15 protein-coding genes are annotated in these 18099 nt (G+C 71.3%); 8 read left to right on the top strand and 7 right to left on the bottom strand.

The window, feature by feature from the left end; translation table 11 throughout:
* The first annotated feature begins 125 nt into the window (after positions 1–125).
* Both ABD954_RS17985 and ABD954_RS17980 read left to right on the top strand, forming a co-directional pair.
* Positions 126–1904: an NlpC/P60 family protein gene (locus tag ABD954_RS17985; RefSeq protein WP_345487052.1), complete on the top strand. Its 1779-nt coding sequence runs from the start codon at positions 126–128 to the stop codon at positions 1902–1904.
* A 52-nt stretch (positions 1905–1956) separates the two neighbouring features.
* The gene (locus tag ABD954_RS17980; protein WP_382745708.1) at positions 1957–3174 is read left to right on the top strand and encodes a glycosyltransferase family 39 protein; all 1218 of its coding nucleotides are present in this window, start codon (positions 1957–1959) and stop codon (positions 3172–3174) included.
* A 9-nt stretch (positions 3175–3183) separates the two neighbouring features.
* Here ABD954_RS17980 and ABD954_RS17975 read toward each other — a convergent pair whose 3' ends face one another.
* Positions 3184–3720, bottom strand: coding sequence for a type III secretion system chaperone family protein (locus tag ABD954_RS17975; RefSeq protein WP_345487051.1), 537 nt, complete (start codon positions 3718–3720; stop codon positions 3184–3186).
* Positions 3721–3949: 229 nt separating this feature from the next.
* Complete coding sequence (gene clpB, locus ABD954_RS17970) at positions 3950–6541, bottom strand: ATP-dependent chaperone ClpB (RefSeq protein ID WP_345487050.1); 2592 nt, start codon at positions 6539–6541, stop codon at positions 3950–3952.
* Between the two features lie 138 nt (positions 6542–6679).
* Here clpB and ABD954_RS17965 point away from each other — a divergent pair, with 138 nt between their 5' ends.
* Positions 6680–7093, top strand: a complete 414-nt coding sequence (locus tag ABD954_RS17965; protein ID WP_345487049.1) for a pyridoxamine 5'-phosphate oxidase family protein — start codon at positions 6680–6682, stop codon at positions 7091–7093.
* Between the two features lie 190 nt (positions 7094–7283).
* Here the strand turns inward: ABD954_RS17965 and ABD954_RS17960 are convergent, their stop codons facing one another.
* Entirely contained in the window at positions 7284–7616 is a 333-nt protein-coding gene (locus tag ABD954_RS17960) for a (2Fe-2S)-binding protein (RefSeq protein WP_345487048.1), read from the bottom strand.
* 351 nt (positions 7617–7967) lie between these two features.
* Between ABD954_RS17960 and ABD954_RS17955 the strand changes: the two genes are divergently transcribed.
* Together ABD954_RS17955 and ABD954_RS17950 are read left to right on the top strand one after the other, a co-directional pair.
* A complete protein-coding gene (locus ABD954_RS17955; protein ID WP_345487047.1) occupies positions 7968–8948 on the top strand; it encodes a helix-turn-helix transcriptional regulator in 981 nt (326 codons plus the stop codon).
* A gap of 5 nt (positions 8949–8953) precedes the next feature.
* Positions 8954–9421 carry a hypothetical protein gene (locus tag ABD954_RS17950; RefSeq protein ID WP_345487046.1) on the top strand — a complete coding sequence of 156 codons (468 nt, stop codon included), beginning with the start codon at positions 8954–8956 and terminating at the stop codon, positions 9419–9421.
* Between the two features lie 98 nt (positions 9422–9519).
* On the opposite strand, the gene ABD954_RS17945 is transcribed toward ABD954_RS17950, so the two are convergent.
* The 4 genes from ABD954_RS17945 to dnaK are packed head-to-tail and all read right to left on the bottom strand — an operon-like array spanning position 9520 to position 13662.
* Positions 9520–9969 (bottom strand): heat shock protein transcriptional repressor HspR, encoded by a 450-nt coding sequence (locus tag ABD954_RS17945; RefSeq protein WP_345487045.1) that lies wholly within the window; start codon positions 9967–9969, stop codon positions 9520–9522.
* Positions 9970–9973: 4 nt separating this feature from the next.
* Entirely contained in the window at positions 9974–11146 is a 1173-nt protein-coding gene (dnaJ, locus tag ABD954_RS17940) for a molecular chaperone DnaJ (RefSeq protein ID WP_345487044.1), read from the bottom strand.
* A gap of 30 nt (positions 11147–11176) precedes the next feature.
* On the bottom strand, positions 11177–11818 hold the full coding sequence (gene grpE, locus ABD954_RS17935) for a nucleotide exchange factor GrpE (protein WP_345487042.1): 642 nt from the start codon (positions 11816–11818) through the stop codon (positions 11177–11179).
* Positions 11818–13662 carry a molecular chaperone DnaK gene (dnaK, locus tag ABD954_RS17930; protein ID WP_345487041.1) on the bottom strand — a complete coding sequence of 615 codons (1845 nt, stop codon included), beginning with the start codon at positions 13660–13662 and terminating at the stop codon, positions 11818–11820. The genes grpE and dnaK overlap by 1 nt, the downstream gene beginning before the upstream one ends.
* Positions 13663–13874: 212 nt before the next feature.
* Between dnaK and ABD954_RS17925 the strand changes: the two genes are divergently transcribed.
* The 3 genes from ABD954_RS17925 to ABD954_RS17915 all read left to right on the top strand — a co-directional run bounded on the left by ABD954_RS17925 (position 13875) and on the right by ABD954_RS17915 (position 18040).
* On the top strand, positions 13875–14414 hold the full coding sequence (locus tag ABD954_RS17925; protein WP_345487040.1) for a sugar transferase: 540 nt from the start codon (positions 13875–13877) through the stop codon (positions 14412–14414).
* 123 nt (positions 14415–14537) lie between these two features.
* On the top strand, positions 14538–16802 hold the full coding sequence (locus ABD954_RS17920) for a (Fe-S)-binding protein (RefSeq protein ID WP_345487039.1): 2265 nt from the start codon (positions 14538–14540) through the stop codon (positions 16800–16802).
* Between the two features lie 374 nt (positions 16803–17176).
* Entirely contained in the window at positions 17177–18040 is an 864-nt protein-coding gene (locus ABD954_RS17915; protein ID WP_345487038.1) for a Yip1 family protein, read from the top strand.
* Positions 18041–18099 lie beyond the last annotated feature (59 nt).

Below are 18099 nucleotides of genomic sequence, written 5' to 3'. Positions count from 1 at the left end.
TGCAAGCGGGAGGAGGTCCTGCGGGAGGCCGTCCCCCCGGCCGCCGGGGCACCGCGCCGCCTGCCGGTAGGGTCCCCTCGCCCGGTCGAACGACCGTCGCGTCCGTCACCCATGGGGGGTAACGCATGTCCGCACCGCAGTACCGGCCGAGCCGCAGAACGGCCCTGATCGCCCTCGCCGGCGTGGCGGCGGGCGGCGCGCTGCCGATGGCCGCCGCGTCCGCCGCCGCGGCGCAGACGCCGACCACGGCGACGACGGTGCCGTCGGCCGGGGTGAGCGGGGCGGCCGCTCCGGCCGGTCCCGGGACCCGGCTGCCGATGCTGGTCGACCCGACCGACGCATGGCACTTCGCCCCGCACCCGGCGGGCGCCCTGACCACCCGTACCGTTCCGGGCGGTCTGGAGGTCTCCGACGACCGGGGCGTGCTCGCCACCCTCACCACCGGGGCGCGGACGGTGACGCTGCGCGGGCCGAAGCGCTGGTTCACCGAGCAGAAGAAGGCCGTCAGGGACGCCTTCGACCGCGTGCCGCCCGGCGGCGGGTGGGGCATGTCGCCCGGCGGCGGCACCTGGTCGCACCACAACGGCGTCGCCGCCGACTACTTCGTCGAGAGCGGCCGGGCGGCGATCACCCTCGCCGCCGGCAAGAGCCGCTACTCCCTGCTGCCCGACAAGGCGATCGGCGACCTCCACGCGGCCGCCCGCTTCTCCTTCGACCGGCTGCCCGCCGGCGCGCCCGTCTCGCTCGCCCTCGTCTTCTCCGCCCGGGACGTCAACAACCACTACCGCGCCCGGCTGATCGTCACCCCCGCGGGCGAGGTCCAGCTCGTCCTGGAGAAGGAACTGGCCGACACGCCGGTCACGCTGAGCGCGCCCGTCACCGTCGGCACCGGCTTCGCCGCCTACGACCACTGGTGGGTGCGGGTCGACCGGACGGGCGACCTGCTGCGCGCCCGCGCCTGGAAGCACGTCACGGGCGGGGAGGAACCCGACCTCTGGCACCACAGCGTCCACGACCCGGAGAAGGACCCGTCGAAGGTCTTCCGCACCGGAGCCGTCGGCGTCCGCGGTCTCGCCTCCACCGGCGCCACCGTGACCCCGCAGGCCCGGATCTACGACGTCGTCCTCGACTCGGCCACCTGGACCGATCCGCCGCTCGTCACCCACGACACCTGGGTACGGGTGCTGCCCGAGCCCTTCGACGGCACCTGGACCCCGGCCGTGGAGCAGCGGATCCGCGCGTGGGCCGGTGACACCTCCCCGGACGTCCTCGCGTACGCGAGCATGTACCGGCCCTTCGCCCCGGCGGTCACCGACCCCGCCCGGCAGGGCGCGCGGGTCCTCGGCGAGGCCGGCTACAGCAAGGCGGACCCGACGACCGGCCTGCGCAAGGTCGGCGCCGACTTCCACGAGTACATGGGGCTCGACTGGGACTTCCCGGCGAGCGGCGAGCACGCGGTCGCCGACCCGGACTTCAAGGGCCACCTGGACTGCTCGGGCTTCGTCCGGATGGTCTACGGCCACCACATGGGCATCCCGATGGTCCTGTACCGGCAGTTCGACGGCCGCACCCTGCCGCGCGAGTCCAAGGACCTCGCGGCCTCCGGCCCCGGCGTGAAGATCGCCGACGGCGGCGTCGGCCAGGCGCCGCCGCTCGACGGCCTGCGCATCGGGGACGTGGTCTTCTTCGACACCGACGAGGACTCGGACGCGGGCGGCCACATCGGCATCCACATGGGCACGGACCAGCACGGCGGACTGCGCTTCGTCTCCAGCCGCAAGACGCCGAACGGGCCCACCCTCGCGGACGTCGGCGGCAAGTCGATCCTCAACGGCGCGCCGAGGACCGAGACGAGCAGCGGCGACCTGTACACCCATGCGCTGCGGGTGATCCGCCGCTTCTGATCCGCGCGCCCCCTCCGTGCGCCGCGTCTTGTCCGGTAAACCGATTTGTCGGATGGATCCCGGATTCCCGCGCGCACGGAGGTGCCCCCTGTCCGCCGAGACGCTCGACCGCCCGGCTTCCACCGCTGTCCCCGCCCGGCGGCTGCCCCGCCCGCTGGACTCGCTGCACCGCGCGGCGCCCGCCCTCGGGCTGTTCGCCGCCGCGCGGGTCACCGGGATGCTGGCGCTCGCCCTGTGGGCGTGGCACACGGGGCGGTCGCCGCGCGCGCTGCTCGCGAAGTCCTGGGACTCGGACTGGTACCTCCGGATCGCCGCCCACGGCTACGGCCGCACGCTGACCTGGCCCGACGGGGCCGTCCAGTCGGACCTGGCCTTCTTCCCGCTCTATCCGGCACTCGTGCGGGCGGTCACCACCGTGCTGCCCGTGGCGGGCGGCACGGCCGGGCTGCTGCTGTCCTGGCTCGCCGCGGGCGCCGCCGCCTGGGGGATCTACCTGGTCGCGGAGCGGCTCGGCGGGCGGCCCGTGGCCGTCCTGACGGTGCTGCTGTGGGGGCTGCTGCCGCACTCGATCGTGCTGTCGATGGCGTACACCGAGCCGCTGATGACCGCCTTCGCGGCCTGGTCCCTGTACGCGGTGCTGACCCGGCGCTGGCTGTGGGCGGGCACCCTCGCCGCGCTCGCCGGGCTCTCCCGGCCCAACGGGGTCGCCGTCGCCGCGGCCGTCCTCGCCGCCGTCGCCCTGGAGCTGTGGCGGCGGCGCGGCCGGGCGGGGTGGCCGCTGTGGGCGGGGGCCGTGTTCGCGCCCGCGGGCTGGCTCGCGTACGTGCTGTGGGTCGGCGCGCGGCGCGGTGACCTGCTGGGCGGCTACTTCGCCGTGCAGGAGGGCTGGACCTCGCGCTTCGACTTCGGGCACGGCGCGCTGGTGTTCGTGCGGGACATGCTGAAGGGCCCGACGCAGTTCGGCTACGCCATGGCCCTGGTCATCACGGCGGCCGGGGTGCTGCTCTTCGTGCTGCTCGCGCTGTTCGACCGGCCGCCGCTGCCGGTGCTGGTCTACGCCGGGGTGCTGGTGCTGATCACCGTCGGCGGCTCGGGCTTCTTCGAGTCCAAGCCGCGCTTCCTGCTGCCGGCCTTCCCGCTGCTGCTGCCGCTGGCCCGCGCCATGACGAGAGCCCGGCCGGGCGCCGCGATCGTGGTGATCGCGGGCCTGGCCGGGCTCTCGTTCGCGTACGGGGTCTACGTGCTCGCGTTCGCCCGCATGGCCCTGTGAGGCGGAGGGCTACTCGGCGGCGTCGCCGGGCGCCTTGTCCTCCGGGGACTCCAGGCCGAACTGCTCGACGATCCACTTGTCGAACTCGATCGACGCGCGGACCCAGCTGACCGTGGAGGACACGAAGTGCTCCAGGGCCACGCCGGTGCCGATCAGCATCTGGGCCTCACCGATGAGACGGAGGGTGGCGGAGCCGTCCTCCTCCTCGTGCAGGTGGGTGTAGACCTTGGGCCACAGGGTGCGGCGGTTCCAGTCGTCGATCGCGTCGAGGATCCTCGCGCGGTCGTCCGCCGCGTGCGGGCGGTCGTAGAACGTGCGGACGGAGAAGACCTGCTGCTCGGCCTCGCCGCGGAACATGAAGTACGTGCGGAATTCCTCCCACGGCGCCGCGAGGTCACCCTCGTCGTCGACGACGTACTTCAGCTCCATCTGGTCGAGGAGCTGCTTGACCAGGTCCTGGTCGGGGACGACGGGGCCCGCCGGTCCTGCTGCCTGAGGCTGGGGCTGGGCCCCGAAATTCGGAATCGAGGACGGGTCGATGCTCACCGGGTTCTTCCCTTCGTACGGATGCCCGCCATCCTCCCCCATGCCGGGCGGTACGTGGCAAGTCCCCACGGCGCGGATCCGCTGCGGGCTGACAGGATCCCGCCCCTCGGAGCACATCCGCCGGGGGGGCCGGCCGACGTCGCGCCTACCCCGTACGGGGGCGGGGACACCACCCCCGTACGGGTCGCGGGTCACGACGTACGGGCCGGCCCGCCGGAGCGGACCCCGTTCAGGAGGCGCGGCCCACCAGGAGGCCGTCCTCGAAGCGGTCCACCCGCACCGTGTCGCCGTCGCGGACCTCGCCCGCCAGGATCTCCTTGGCGAGCCGGTCGCCGATGGAGGTCTGGATCAGGCGGCGCAGCGGCCGGGCGCCGTACGCCGGGTCGTTGCCCCGGTCCGCGAGCCAGGCCAGCGCCTCGGGCGTGACCTCCAGGGTGAGCCGGCGGTCCGCGAGGCGGCGGGCCAGGCGGTCGATCTGGAGCCGCGCGATGCGGGCCAGCTCGTCCTGGGCCAGGGCGGAGAAGACCACGATCTCGTCGAGCCGGTTCAGGAACTCCGGCTTGAAGCTCGCCCGCACGACCTCCAGGACCTGCTCACGCTTCTCCTCCGGGCTGGTCAGCGGCTCCATCAGGAACTGGCTGCCCAGGTTGGAGGTGAGGATCAGGATCGTGTTGCGGAAGTCGACCGTGCGGCCCTGGCCGTCGGTGAGCCGGCCGTCGTCGAGGACCTGGAGCAGGATGTCGAAGACCTCCGGGTGGGCCTTCTCCACCTCGTCCAGGAGGACGACGCTGTACGGGCGGCGGCGGACGGCCTCGGTGAGCTGGCCGCCCTCCTCGTAGCCGACGTAGCCGGGGGGCGCGCCGACCAGCCGGGCGACGGAGTGCTTCTCGCCGTACTCCGACATGTCGATGCGGACCATGGCCCGCTCGTCGTCGAAGAGGAAGTCGGCGAGGGCCTTCGCCAGCTCGGTCTTGCCGACGCCGGTCGGGCCGAGGAAGAGGAAGGAGCCGGTGGGCCGGTCGGGGTCGGCGATCCCGGCGCGGGTGCGGCGCACCGCGTCCGAGACGGCCCGCACGGCCTCGCTCTGGCCGATCAGCCGCTTGCCGAGCTCGTCCTCCATGCGCAGCAGCTTCTGCGTCTCGCCCTCCAGGAGGCGGCCGGCGGGGATGCCGGTCCAGGCGCCGACGACGTCGGCGATGTCGTCGGGGCCGACCTCCTCCTTGACCATGGTGTCCTTGGCGGCCTCCTGCTGGGCCTCGGCCTCGCTGGCGGCCGCGAGCTCGCGCTCCAGGGCCGGGATCTCCCCGTACAGCAGCTTGGAGGCGGTGTCGAAGTCGCCGTCGCGCTGGGCGCGCTCGGCGCGGCCGCGCAGCTCGTCGAGCTGTTCCTTGAGCTCGCCGACCCGGTTGAGGGACTGCTTCTCCTTCTCCCAGCGGGCGGTCAGTCCGCGCAGCTCCTCCTCGCGGTCGGCGAGGTCGCGGCGCAGCTTCTCCAGGCGCTGCTTGCTGGCCTCGTCGGTCTCGTTCTTCAGCGCGAGCTCCTCCATGCGCAGCCGGTCGACGGAGCGCTGGAGCTCGTCGATCTCGACCGGGGAGGAGTCGATCTCCATGCGGAGCCGGGAGGCGGCCTCGTCGACCAGGTCGATGGCCTTGTCGGGCAGGAAGCGGGAGGTGATGTAGCGGTCGGAGAGGGTCGCGGCGGCCACCAGGGCGGAGTCGTTGATCTGCACCTTGTGGTGGGCCTCGTAGCGGCCCTTGAGCCCGCGCAGGATGGCGACGGTGTCCTCGACGCTCGGCTCGGCGACCAGGACCTGCTGGAAGCGGCGCTCCAGGGCGGGGTCCTTCTCGATCCGCTCGCGGTACTCGTCGAGGGTGGTGGCGCCGACCATGCGGAGCTCGCCGCGGGCCAGCATCGGCTTGAGCATGTTGCCGGCGTCCATGGCGGAGTCGCCTCCGGCGCCCGCGCCGACGACGGTGTGCAGCTCGTCGATGAAGGTGATGATCTTCCCGTCGCTCTCCTTGATCTCGGACAGGACGGTCTTCAGGCGCTCCTCGAACTCGCCGCGGTACTTGGCGCCGGCGACCATGGCGCCGAGGTCGAGCGCGACCAGGCGCTTGTCGCGCAGCGACTCGGGGACGTCGCCCTTCACGATCCGCTGGGCGAGGCCCTCGACGACGGCGGTCTTGCCGACGCCGGGCTCGCCGATGAGGACGGGGTTGTTCTTGGTGCGCCGGGAGAGGACCTGGACGACGCGCCGGATCTCGTGGTCGCGGCCGATCACCGGGTCGAGCTTGCCCTCGCGGGCGGCGGCGGTGAAGTCGGTGCCGAACTTCTCCAGGGCCTTGTACGAGCCCTCGGGGTCGGCGGTGGTCACCCGGCGGGTGCCGCGGGTCTGCTCGAAGGCGTCCTGGAGGCGGCGGGCGGTGGCGCCCTGCCCGTCGAGGACCTCGCCGGCCCGGCCGCCCTTGGCGGCGATGCCGATGAGCAGGTGCTCGGTGGACAGGTACTCGTCGCCGAGCTTCTTCGCGCGCTCGGCGGCGTCGGCGATGACGGCGAGCAGCTCGCGGTTCGGCTGCGGCGGCGCGACGGTGGAGCCCGTGACGCTGGGCAGGGCGGCGAGCAGCCGCTCCGCACCGCCCCGGACGGCGGCCTGGTCGGCCTCCACGGCGGCCAGCAGGTCGGTGATGTTCTCGTTCTCCTGACCCTCCAGCAGCGCGAGCAGCAGATGTGCGGGGGTCAGGTCGGCGTGCCCCTGGGACACGGCGCGGCTGCTGGCCGCGTTCAGCGCGTCCCGGCTCCTGTTGGTCAGTTCGGCGTCCACGGGCGGACTCTCCTCCTCGGGGTCCAGGGGTCTTCGACTCCTATGCCTCTTCCTTCATGACTCCTCTAGCGTACACAAACTTGAGTCCGTTCCGCTCAAGGTGTCGGGGACGGGTCCGCCGGGAGTAGGTTCCGGGACATGGCCATCGACCCGAGCAAGCCGAGCGACTCGTATCTCGCCTTCTGGCGCGAGTACCACATGTGCACGCTGACCACACCCCGGCCCGACGGCACCCCGCACGTGGTGGCCGTCGGCGTCACGTACGACCCGGAGGGCGGCGAGCGCGGCATCGCCCGCGTCATCACCAACAAGCACAGCCGCAAGGTGGCCAACGTCCTGGCGGCGGGCGCGGACGGCGCGCGGGTCGCGGTCTGCCAGGTGGACAAGGGGCGCTGGGCCACACTGGAGGGCGTGGCGCGGATCCGCACCGAGGCGGAGGTCGTCGCTGACGCGGTGGAGCGCTACGCGGCCCGCTACAACCGGGTCCCGACGCCGAACCCGGACCGGGTCGTGATCGAGATCGCGCTCACCCGCGCGATGGGCCGGGCCTGATCCGTACGCCTCCCGGAGCTCAGGGACCTGCGGGACCTGCGGGACCTGCGGGACCTCCGGACCTGCGGGAGCTTCCTGGACCCCCAGGTCCTCCCGGACGACGCACAGCGGCGCCATCGCGTTTCAGGTCCGCGATGGCGCCGCTGTGTGGGGGAAGCACCTGAACGATCTGCAACGACGGGGGAATCGTTCAGGCACTGCGGGGGGTGGCGGTGATGGTCTCGGATTCGACCAGCTGGGGTTCGACCAGCTGGTGGTCGCGCTGGTCGAGATTGACGAAGATCATGCCGTACCGGATGGCACAGCGGACGGGTTGCGGGGCGCCGCGCGGGCGGCGAAGACACCGGTAGGCGCGAATGTCCTCGTCGTCTTCGCGGACGACGACGATCGGCTCCCCGAAGAGGGTGACCATCAACGACTCGCCACGGCGCGGCACCGCGGTGACGAGATCGATGAAGTGCCACCCGGACCGGTAGGCGCTCGCCATCTCGCGTCGGAAACGAGGATCTTCGGGAACCGTCATGCCCCCTCGGACTCCCATCCAGGATCGGAGGCCGCGGCGGGAGCCACGCCCCAGCCCGGGTCGCCGTTGAGCACCGGCGACAGTCCCCAGCCCGGGTCGGCGTTCACGACCCTCGTCTGCGAACCCCACCCCGGGTCCTCGGTTGCCGTGACCGCTCCCACAGCGGCAGCAGCCATCAGTGCGACACCGGCTACGGTGCGTATGAGCTTCTTGGACATGACCGAGCAACCTCACTTGAAGGTGTGTAACAACCTGCTCCCCCGCAAGTCACGACGATGGCTCACTCATCCCGTTTCCACCACTCGCTCAATGCATCATGTTCCTGTAATGCAAAAGCCTGGGGGTGTACGTATGCGGATAGAACCTGACGAACCGGGACATTCTCACACGCACGCAGACCTGTGCGAAGCGGGCACCCGGCTCTACACCGAGGCCCTTCGCTCCGGTCGCATCGCCCGTTCCGAGATCGGGCCCGCCCCCTGCCTCATGGACCTCGACCTGCTGCGTCCCGACCCCGACGACGCCGAATGGCTCCGCCCGGTCGCCCCTTCGGCCGCGCTCGCCCGGCTCCTGCTCCCCATAGAGAAGGAGATACAGGAACGCCGGCGCCTGACCCTCACCCTCTCCGACGCGTTCGAGCCGTTCATGACCCTCGGCGCCCGCGACCCCTCGATGACCCACGCCATCACGGTCCTCGAGGGCCTGGAGCGCATCAACGCCAGCCTGGACCGCGCCGTCGCCGAGTGCACCTCCGAACTCCTCACCGTACAACCGGGAAAGGGCCGCAGCGCCCACACCTTCGGAGAAGCACTCCGACGGGTCCGCCCCCTGCTCGGCAAGGGCATCAGGATGCGCACCCTCTACCAGCACACCGCGCGCCACCAGCCCATCACCCTGGCCTACCTCGAACGCATAGGGCCCGAGGTGGAGGTCCGCACCCTCGAAGAGATCATCGACCGGCTCATCATCGTCGACCGCAAGGTCGCCTTCGTGCCCGCGAGCCGCGACCGCACCATCGCGCTCGAACTGCGCCACCAGGGGCTCGTCGAGTATCTCGGCGGCGTCTTCGACCAGTTCTGGCTCCAGGCCACCCCCCTCGACGCCCCCGTCGCCTACGAACCGCCGCAGGGCGGCATCAGCGGCGTCCAGCGCTCCATCGCCAAACTCCTCGTCGAGGGACACGTCGACGAGGCCATCGCCCGCCGCCTCGGCATGAACGTCCGCACCTGCCGCGCCCACATCGCCAAGCTCGCCGCCGCCCTCGGCAGCGGCAGCCGCGCCCAGCTCGGCTACCTCATCGCCCGCTCCGGCATCCTCGAACGGGACAACTGACCAGCGTGTACGCCCACATCGACCTCGACGGCCCCGCCGGCACCCTGCGCGTCACCGGCCACCGGATGCCCACCGTGGAACTCCTGCGGACCCCCGGCACCGCCCCCGACGACCACACCCCCATCGGCACCCGCGACCCCGCCCTGCTCACCCTCACCGTGGACGGACGACCGGCCGGCCTGCGCCCCGCCAAGGGCCGCCTCTCCCGCCGCTCCTACCGCGTCGACGCCGTCGTCTCCCAGGCCCGCTACCGGCTCGTGCCCTGCTCCTACGGAGAGAGCCGGCTCACCCGCGACGGACGGCCGCTGGGCACCCTGGAGTCCACCGGCGACGGCCGCGTCGACGCCGACTGGTCCCCCGACGCCACCCCGCGGGACCGGGCCGTCGGAACCGCCCTCGCCGCCGCCTTCGGCACCGGCGCCCAGCCCTGGTGGCAGACCGCCGCCGACATCGTGGGCGAGCTCATCCCCTGAAGCACACGTCCTCGTTTCCCCCGAGGACACGACGAGGCCCCCTCCGCCGGAACGGAAGGGGCCTTCGGGAGACCTGAAGGAGCGTCGGAGAACGACGGCTACTCGCCGCGCTTGTGACCCGGCCGCCACACCACGAGGGCGCTCGCCTGCTGCACGTCCTGGTACGGGACCAGGTCACGGCGGTACGAGGCGTGCACCTGGGCCTCGCGCTGGCGCATGGCCGCCGCCGCGCCCTCGACCGCCGACGACAGCTCCGCCACCCGCTGCTGCAGCGCCGCGACCTGGTTCTCCAGCTCGATGATGCGCTTGATGCCGGCCAGGTTGATGCCCTCGTCCTGCGACAGCTGCTGCACCTGACGGAGCAGCTCGATGTCACGGGCCGAATAACGGCGTCCGCGGCCCGCCGTGCGGTCCGGGGACACCAGGCCCAGACGGTCGTACTGACGCAGCGTCTGCGGGTGCAGACCGGAGAGCTGGGCCGCCACCGAGATGACGTACACCGGCGTCTCGTCGGTCAGTTCATAAGGGTTACGGCGACGGCCGTCCATCTCCTCAAGCTCCCTTCGCGGCCTGGAACAGCTCTGCCCTGGGGTCCTCGCCCGCCATGGCCTCGCGGTACGTCTCCAGGGCCTCACGGGCCTTGTCGTCCAGCTCCTTCGGCACCGCGACCTCCACCGTCACCAGCAGGTCGCCGCGCGTGCCGTCCTTGCGGACCGCGCCCTTGCCCCGGGCGCGCATGGTGCGGCCGTTGGGAGTCCCGGCGGGCAGCTTCAGGGTGACCGCCGGGCCGCCCAGGGTCGGCACCTTGATCTCGCCGCCCAGCGCCGCCTCGTCGAACGTGACGGGCACCGTGACGGTCAGGTTGTCGTCCTTGCGGCCGAACACCGGGTGGGCGTCGACGTGCACGACCACGTACAGGTCGCCGTTCGGCCCGCCGCGCTCGCCCGGGGCGCCCTTGCCGCGCAGCCGGATCCGCTGGCCGTCGAAGACACCGGCGGGGATGCGGACCTGCATGGTGCGCGAGGACTTGGCGCGCCCGCTGCCCTTGCAGATGTCGCAGGGCGTCTCGGCGATCAGGCCGCGCCCTTTGCAGTCCACGCACGGGTCGGTCAGCGAGAAGCCGCCGCCGCTGCCGCGCGAGACCTGTCCGGTGCCGACGCAGGTCGGGCACACCCGCGGCGTGCCGTTCTTGTCGCCGGTGCCCGAACACGCCTTGCAGGGCTGCTGGCTGGTCATCCGCAGCGGCACGGTCGCGCCCTCGATGGCCTCGGTGAAGCTGAGCGTCACCTCGGACTCGATGTCCTGGCCGCGGCGCGGCTGCGTACGGGTGCCGGCCCCGCCGCCCCGGTTGAACAGGCCGCCGAAGACGTCCCCGAGACCGCCGCCGAAGCCGCCGGCCCCGCCGGGGCCCTGGGCACCGCCGAAGAGGTCGCCCAGGTCGAAGTTGAACGAGCCCCCGCCCGGGCCGCCGGCCCGGAAGCCTCCGTTGCCGAACAGGGCGCGGGCCTCGTCGTACTCCTTGCGCTTCTTGGGATCGCCGAGGACGTCGTTCGCCTCGGAGATCTCCTTGAAGCGCGCCTCGGCGCCGGCGTCGTTCTTGTTGGCGTCCGGGTGGTTCTCGCGGGCGAGCTTCCGGTACGCCTTCTTGATCTCCGCGTCGGTGGCGTCCTTGGGGACGCCGAGAACCTTGTAGTAGTCCTTCTCGACGAAGTCCTTCGTGCTCATCGACGTCCCTCCTCTCGGACGATCACAGCGCTAGCCCTCGTCGGGGCCACCGCTCTCCTCGTCGGCCTTCTTCTCGTCCTTGGCGGCCGGGGCCGCACCCGGCTGCGGCTCGGCGACGGCCACCCGGGCGGGCCTGATGGTCCGCTCGCCGATCCGGTACCCAGGCTGCAGGATCGCCACGCAGGTCGTCTCGGTGACGTCCGGCGCGTAACTGTGCATCAGGGCCTCGTGCACGGTCGGGTCGAAGGGCTCGCCCTCCTTGCCGAACTGCTGCAGGCCCATCTTGGCGACGACCGTCTCCAGCGACTCGGCGACCGACTTGAAGCCGCCCACGAGCTCACCGTGCTCCCGGGCGCGGCCGATGTCGTCGAGCACGGGAAGGAGCTCGGTCAGGAGGCTCGCGACGGCGATCTCCTTGACCGTGACCCGGTCCCGCTCCACGCGGCGGCGGTAGTTCTGGTACTCGGCCTGGAGCCGCTGGAGGTCCGCGGTGCGCTCGTTGAGCGCGGTGCGGGCCTGGTCCAGCTGCGCCAGCAGGGCTACGTCCGTAGCGTCCCCGGCCGGGGCCGCCCCCTCCGCCTGGTCGGCGGAGTCGGCGGCCTGCGGCTCCTCGGGCGTGCCGTCGGCGGGGACGTCGGGCTTCTCCTCAAAACCCGGGGTCTCCTCCGACATCAGGCAGCGCCACCCTTCGGCTTGTCCTCGTCGACGATCTCGGCGTCGACGACGTCGTCGTCCTGGGCCTGGCCCTGGCCGGCGTCGGCGCCGCCCGCGGCCTGGGCGGCCTGGGCGTCGGCGTACAGCGCCTGGCCGAGCTTCTGGGAGACGGCCGCGACCTTCTCGGTGGCGGTGCGGATCTCCGTGGTGTCCTCGCCCTTGAGCTTCTCCTTCAGCTCGGCGACGGCGGACTCGACCTCGGTCTTGACGTCACCGGGGACCTTGTCCTCGTTGTCCTTGAGGAACTTCTCGGTCTGGTAGACGAGCTGCTCGCCCTGGTTGCGGGTCTCGGCGGCCTCGCGGCGGCGGTGGTCCTCCTCCGCGTACTGCTCGGCCTCCTGGCGCATCCGGTCGACCTCGTCCTTCGGCAGCGAGGAGCCGCCGGTGACGGTCATCTTCTGCTCCTTGCCCGTGCCGAGGTCCTTCGCGGTCACGTGCATGATGCCGTTGGCGTCGATGTCGAAGGCGACCTCGATCTGCGGGACGCCGCGCGGGGCCGGCGGGAGGCCGGTGAGCTCGAACATGCCGAGCTTCTTGTTGTACGCGGCGATCTCGCGCTCGCCCTGGTAGACCTGGATCTGCACGGACGGCTGGTTGTCCTCGGCCGTCGTGAAGATCTCGGAGCGCTTGGTCGGGATCGTGGTGTTGCGCTCGATCAGCTTGGTCATGATGCCGCCCTTGGTCTCGATGCCGAGGGACAGCGGGGTGACGTCGAGGAGCAGGACGTCCTTGACCTCGCCCTTGAGGACACCGGCCTGCAGGGCGGCACCGATGGCGACGACCTCGTCCGGGTTCACGCCCTTGTTGGCCTCGTTGCCGCCGGTCAGCTCCTTGACGAGCTCGGCGACGGCCGGCATGCGGGTCGAGCCGCCGACGAGGACGACGTGGTCGATCTCGGAGAGCTGGATGCCCGCGTCCTTGATGACGTTGTGGAACGGGGTCTTGCAGCGCTCGAGGAGGTCCGCGGTCAGCTGCTGGAACTGGGCGCGGGTGAGCTTCTCGTCCAGGTGCAGCGGGCCCTCGGCGGAGGCCGTGATGTACGGGAGGTTGATCGTGGTCTCCGTGGAGGAGGACAGCTCGATCTTGGCCTTCTCGGCGGCCTCGCGCAGACGCTGCAGCGCCATCTTGTCCTTGGACAGGTCGACGCCGTGGCCGTTGGCGAACTGCTTCACCAGGTAGTCGACGACGCGCTGGTCCCAGTCGTCACCACCGAGGTGGTTGTCACCGTTGGTGGCCTTCACCTCGACGACGCCGTCGCCGATCTCCAGGAGGGACACGTCGAAGGTGCCGCCACCGAGGTCGAAGACGAGGATGGTCTGGTCGTCCTTGTCGAGGCCGTACGCCAGGGCGGCGGCGGTCGGCTCGTTGACGATGCGCAGGACGTTGAGGCCCGCGATCTCGCCGGCCTCCTTGGTGGCCTGACGCTCGGAGTCGTTGAAGTACGCCGGGACGGTGATGACCGCGTCGGTCACCTTCTCGCCCAGGTAGGCCTCGGCGTCGCGCTTCAGCTTCTGGAGGATGAAGGCGGAGATCTGCTGCGGGTTGAAGTTCTTCCCGTCGAGCTCGATCTTCCAGTCGGTGCCCATGTGGCGCTTCACGGACCGGATGGTCCGGTCGACGTTGGTGACCGCCTGACGCTTGGCGACCTCGCCGACCAGCACCTCGCCGTTCTTCGCGAAGGCGACGACGGACGGCGTGGTCCTGGCGCCCTCGGCGTTGGTGATGACGGTGGGCTCGCCGCCTTCCAGAACGCTGACGACGGAGTTAGTCGTGCCCAGGTCGATGCCGACCGCACGTGCCATTTCGATTCCTCCAGCTGACCGACTTGAGTGGAACTGACTCAAGGATGCACCAGGGCCGGGCGAGAGTCAAAGGACCTGAGTCGACAGGACTCAACTCTTCGCCATCCGCCCCGCTCAAAGGGCGCGTCGCTGCGGCAGTCGGCGGGCGCGCCGTGAGAGGGTCGGGCAGGAGTCGGACATATCCCATGATTCTCGCCGGAGGGTGTGAGCGCATGACGGCGAAGCGCGCGATGGACCTCGTGGGCGGCCTCGCCCTCCTCGTCCTGCTCGCACCGGTGATCGCCGCCGTGGCCCTGTCGATCGCCCTCGGCCCCGGCGGCCCGCACCGGGTGCTCCGCCGCCGTCCGGTGGCGGGCCGGGGCGGGCGGACCTTCACCCTGCTGACCTTCCGCACCAAGAGCCCGCTGGCCCATCTGCCCCAGCTGCTGCACGTCGTGGCGGGCCGGATGTCCCTCGTGGGGCCGTGCCCGCTGGCGCCCGGCCACCGGGAGTCCGTCGGCGAGGGCCGGCGCCGGCTCTCGGTGCGGCCCGGGATGACCGGACCGTGGCAGATCAGCGGCCGTTCGGAGCTGCCATGGGAGGAGCGGGAACTGCTCGACCTCCACTATGTGGACCATCACTGGCTCGGCATGGATCTGGCCGTTCTGGCGCGTACGCTTCCAGCAGTCCGTCGACGTCGCCAGACGACCCGCACGGCAGGCCGGACACCGGGACGTGCGGGCGACGCAGGCCGGGTGGCAAGGGTTGCCTGAGCGACACAGATCACCGTGAGCTCCGCTACAAGAGCGGCGCCCACACCGGTAATCTCGGCACGGACTGAATAAGTTACCGCTTAGTAGGCGTCCAGCTTAGTAGGCCCGCCCGAGGAGCCCCTCATGCAACTCGCCGCGATCATTGTGTCGCTGACCCTGACCGTGGTCGGCGTTGCGCTGCTCGCCCGCGCCATCGGCCAGTTCGTCCGGTACTTCAAGCTCGGCCAGCCGGTGCCCGCCGGCACCCGCACCGACAACCCGTACCAGCGCAGCGTCACCCTGGTGCGGGAATTCCTCGGCCACACCCGGATGAACCGGTGGGGCATCGTCGGTTTCGCGCACTGGTTCGTGGCCGTCGGCTTCCTGACCCTGCCGCCGACGATCGTCACCGCGTACGGCCAGCTGTTCCAGGCCGACTGGACGCTGCCGCTGCTCGGCGGCTTCCTGCCGTACGAGCTGTACATCGAGTTCATCGGCGCGATGACCACGCTCGGCATCGCCGCGCTGATCGTCATCCGGCTGCTCAGCCTCCCGCGCCGGGCCGGCCGCAAGTCGCGCTTCGCCGGCTCCAAGGCCGGCCAGGCGTACTTCGTCGAGTACGTCATCCTCACCATCGGCCTGGCGATCTACGTCCTGCGCGGCCTGGAAGGCGCGATCCACCACGTGGAGCACTACGAGGCCGCGTACTTCGCCTCGTACCCGCTGGTCCTGGCCTTCAAGGGGCTGAGCGTCGGCGCGCTGCAGAACCTGGTCTACCTCTTCGCCATGATCAAGCTGAGCACGACCATGATCTGGATGATCACGGTCTCGCTCAACACCAACATGGGCGTGGCCTGGCACCGCTTCCTCGCCTTCCCGAACATCTGGTTCAAGCGCAACGCCACGGGCGAGACCGCCCTCGGCGCGCTCCAGCCGATGACCTCCGGCGGCAAGCCGATCGACTTCGAGGACCCGGGCGAGGACGACGTCTACGGCGTCTCCCAGGTGGAGCAGTTCTCCTGGAAGGGCCTCCTCGACTTCTCCACCTGCACCGAGTGCGGCCGCTGCCAGTCGCAGTGCCCCGCCTGGAACACCGGCAAGCCGCTCTCCCCCAAGCTCCTGATCATGTCGCTGCGCGACCACGCGCACGCCAAGGCGCCGTACCTGCTCGCCGGCGGCGGCAAGACCATGGAGGGCGAGGAGAAGGCGTCCGCCGAGGCCCTGAAGGACGTCCCGGCGGCCGCGCTGGCGGAGGCCGAGCGTCCGCTGATCGGCACCGTCGAGGAGAACGGCGTCATCGACCCCGACGTCCTGTGGTCCTGCACCACCTGCGGCGCCTGCGTCGAGCAGTGCCCGGTCGACATCGAGCACATCGACCACATCGTCGACATGCGCCGCTACCAGGTCATGATCGAGTCGGCGTTCCCGTCCGAGGCGGGCACCATGCTCAAGAACCTGGAGAAGAAGGGCAACCCCTGGGGCCTGGCCAAGAAGCAGCGCGTCGAGTGGACCAAGGAGGTCGACTTCGAGGTCCCGATCGTCGGCAAGGACGTCGAGGACCTCACCGAGGTCGACTACCTCTACTGGGTCGGCTGCGCCGGCGCCCTGGAGGACCGGGCCAAGAAGACCACCAAGGCCTTCGCCGAGCTGCTGCACATCGCGGGCGTCAAGTTCGCGATCATGGGCGGCGAGGAGAAGTGCACGGGTGACTCCCCGCGCCGCCTGGGCAACGAGCCGCTGTTCCAGCAGCTCGGCCAGGAGAACGTCGCGATGCTGAACATGGCGTTCGGCGAGGACGACGAGGACGAGTCGACGAAGAAGCCGAAGTCGGCGAAGAAGATCGTCTCCACCTGCCCGCACTGCTTCAACACCATCGCCAACGAGTACCCGCAGCTCGGCGGCGAGTACGAGGTCATCCACCACACCCAGCTGCTCCAGCACCTCATCGACGAGGGCAAGCTGATCCCGGTCACCCCGGTGGACGGCCTCATCACCTACCACGACCCCTGCTACCTGGGCCGGCACAACAAGGTCTACACGCCGCCGCGCGAGATCATGTCCGCCGTCCCGGGCCTGCGCCAGCAGGAGATGCACCGCCACAAGGAGCGCGGCTTCTGCTGCGGCGCCGGTGGTGCCCGGATGTGGATGGAGGAGCGGATCGGCAAGCGCATCAACACCGAGCGCGTGGACGAGGCCCTGTCCCTCAACCCGGACATCGTCTCCACCGCCTGCCCGTTCTGCCTGGTCATGCTCACGGACTCCGTGAACGGCAAGAAGAACGACGGCAAGGCGAAGGAGAGCCTCCAGGTCGTCGACGTGGCCCAGCTGCTGCTCGACTCGGTGAAGACCCCGGCCGACCCGGGCCCGGAGGAGCCGGCCGAGGCGCCGGAGCCTGAGCCGGCCGCCTAGCCACTCGGCAGGACCGGTACGTGACGGAGGGCCGTCCCGCGCGATGCGGGGCGGCCCTCCGCCGTTACGGAGAGGGGGGGCGGGCCTCCGCCGTTACCGCGACAGGGGGCGGCCCTCGGCCGTTACCGCGAGAGGGGGGCGGGCCTGCCGTTACCGCCGGTGCGGGCAGGCGGCTCTCGGCCGTACCGCCGATCCGTCCCGGCGCGCCGGGGCCGGCCGCCCGCGCGCCCTGCAGCACCCCCCTGACGGGCCCCTTCCGGCCCCGTTCCGGCCCCGTTCCGGGCCCCCTAGGGAATCCCTAGGGGATGTCACAGCTCTGCCGCACTATCCCTCCGGGGCGCGAGCGCACGGCAGGACCGGGTACGTTCATTGACGTGGCTGGATTCAGGAACGGACGCGGCCGGGCCGGCGGCCCCCCGCGACAACAACCGCAGCAGGCGCCGTACGGGTACAACGCGCCCCCGCCGGGCTACCCGCAACAGCAGCAGTGGTCGCAGCAGCAACGGCAGCAGCAACCGCCGCAGGGGCACGGGGAGCCGGAGTACTTCGGCGACCCCTACGCGCCCCAGGCGCAGCAGCACCCGCAGCAGCACTACGCCGCCAACAACCCGGGCCACACCCAGGTCTTCAGCGTCCATGACGACCCCTACGGGCAGGGCACCCCGTACCAGGCCGGCGCGGCCCCCGTCCCCACGGGCCCGCGACTGCCCTGGAAGGCCCTCCTGAGCGGCATCGTGCTGCGTCCGGCGGACACGTTCCTGCGGATGCGCGACCACGCCGTGTGGGGCCCCGCGCTGGTCGTGACGTTCCTCTACGGGCTGCTGGCGATCTTCGGCTTCGACCAGGCCCGCGAAGAGGCGATCAACGCGACCCTGTCCAACGCCGTTCCGTACGTCGTCCTGACCGGCGTCGGCTTCGTGATCGGCGGCCTGGTCATGGGCGCCGTCACCCACACCCTGGCCCGCCAGCTCGGCGGCGACGGCTCCTGGCAGCCGACCGTCGGCCTGTCCATGCTGATCATGTCCCTCACGGACGCCCCGCGCCTCGTCCTCGCCCTCTTCCTGGGCGGCGAGAACGGCCTGGTCCAGGTCGTCGGCTGGCTCACCTGGCTGGCCGCGGGCGCGCTCTTCACCGTGATGGTGAGCCGCTCCCACGACCTGCCCTGGCCCAAGGCCCTGGGCGCGTCGGCGATCCAGCTGGTGGCGCTGCTGAGCCTGATCAAGCTGGGCACGCTGTAGTCACCCCGTACGGGAAGGGCCCCCGCCGACATCGGTCGGCGGGGGCCCTTCCCGTACGG

The sequence above is a fragment of the Streptomyces roseoviridis genome (assembly GCF_039535235.1).
GTDB lineage: Bacteria > Actinomycetota > Actinomycetes > Streptomycetales > Streptomycetaceae > Streptomyces > Streptomyces roseoviridis.
This window is presented reverse-complemented; position numbering and strand designations above follow the sequence as displayed.

Excerpts from the sequence above, each read along its gene's own strand:
- ABD954_RS17985 (WP_345487052.1), top strand. The coding sequence starts at position 126 with ATGTCCGCACCGCAGTACCGGCCGAGCCGCAGAACGGCCCTGATCGCC.
- ABD954_RS17980 (WP_382745708.1), top strand. The coding sequence starts at position 1,957 with ATGGATCCCGGATTCCCGCGCGCACGGAGGTGCCCCCTGTCCGCCGAG.
- ABD954_RS17965 (WP_345487049.1), top strand. The coding sequence starts at position 6,680 with ATGGCCATCGACCCGAGCAAGCCGAGCGACTCGTATCTCGCCTTCTGG.
- ABD954_RS17960 (WP_345487048.1), bottom strand. The coding sequence starts at position 7,616 with ATGACGGTTCCCGAAGATCCTCGTTTCCGACGCGAGATGGCGAGCGCC.
- ABD954_RS17955 (WP_345487047.1), top strand. The coding sequence starts at position 7,968 with ATGCGGATAGAACCTGACGAACCGGGACATTCTCACACGCACGCAGAC.
- ABD954_RS17945 (WP_345487045.1), bottom strand. The coding sequence starts at position 9,969 with ATGGACGGCCGTCGCCGTAACCCTTATGAACTGACCGACGAGACGCCG.
- dnaJ (WP_345487044.1), bottom strand. The coding sequence starts at position 11,146 with ATGAGCACGAAGGACTTCGTCGAGAAGGACTACTACAAGGTTCTCGGC.
- grpE (WP_345487042.1), bottom strand. The coding sequence starts at position 11,818 with ATGTCGGAGGAGACCCCGGGTTTTGAGGAGAAGCCCGACGTCCCCGCC.
- dnaK (WP_345487041.1), bottom strand. The coding sequence starts at position 13,662 with ATGGCACGTGCGGTCGGCATCGACCTGGGCACGACTAACTCCGTCGTC.
- ABD954_RS17925 (WP_345487040.1), top strand. The coding sequence starts at position 13,875 with ATGACGGCGAAGCGCGCGATGGACCTCGTGGGCGGCCTCGCCCTCCTC.
- ABD954_RS17920 (WP_345487039.1), top strand. The coding sequence starts at position 14,538 with ATGCAACTCGCCGCGATCATTGTGTCGCTGACCCTGACCGTGGTCGGC.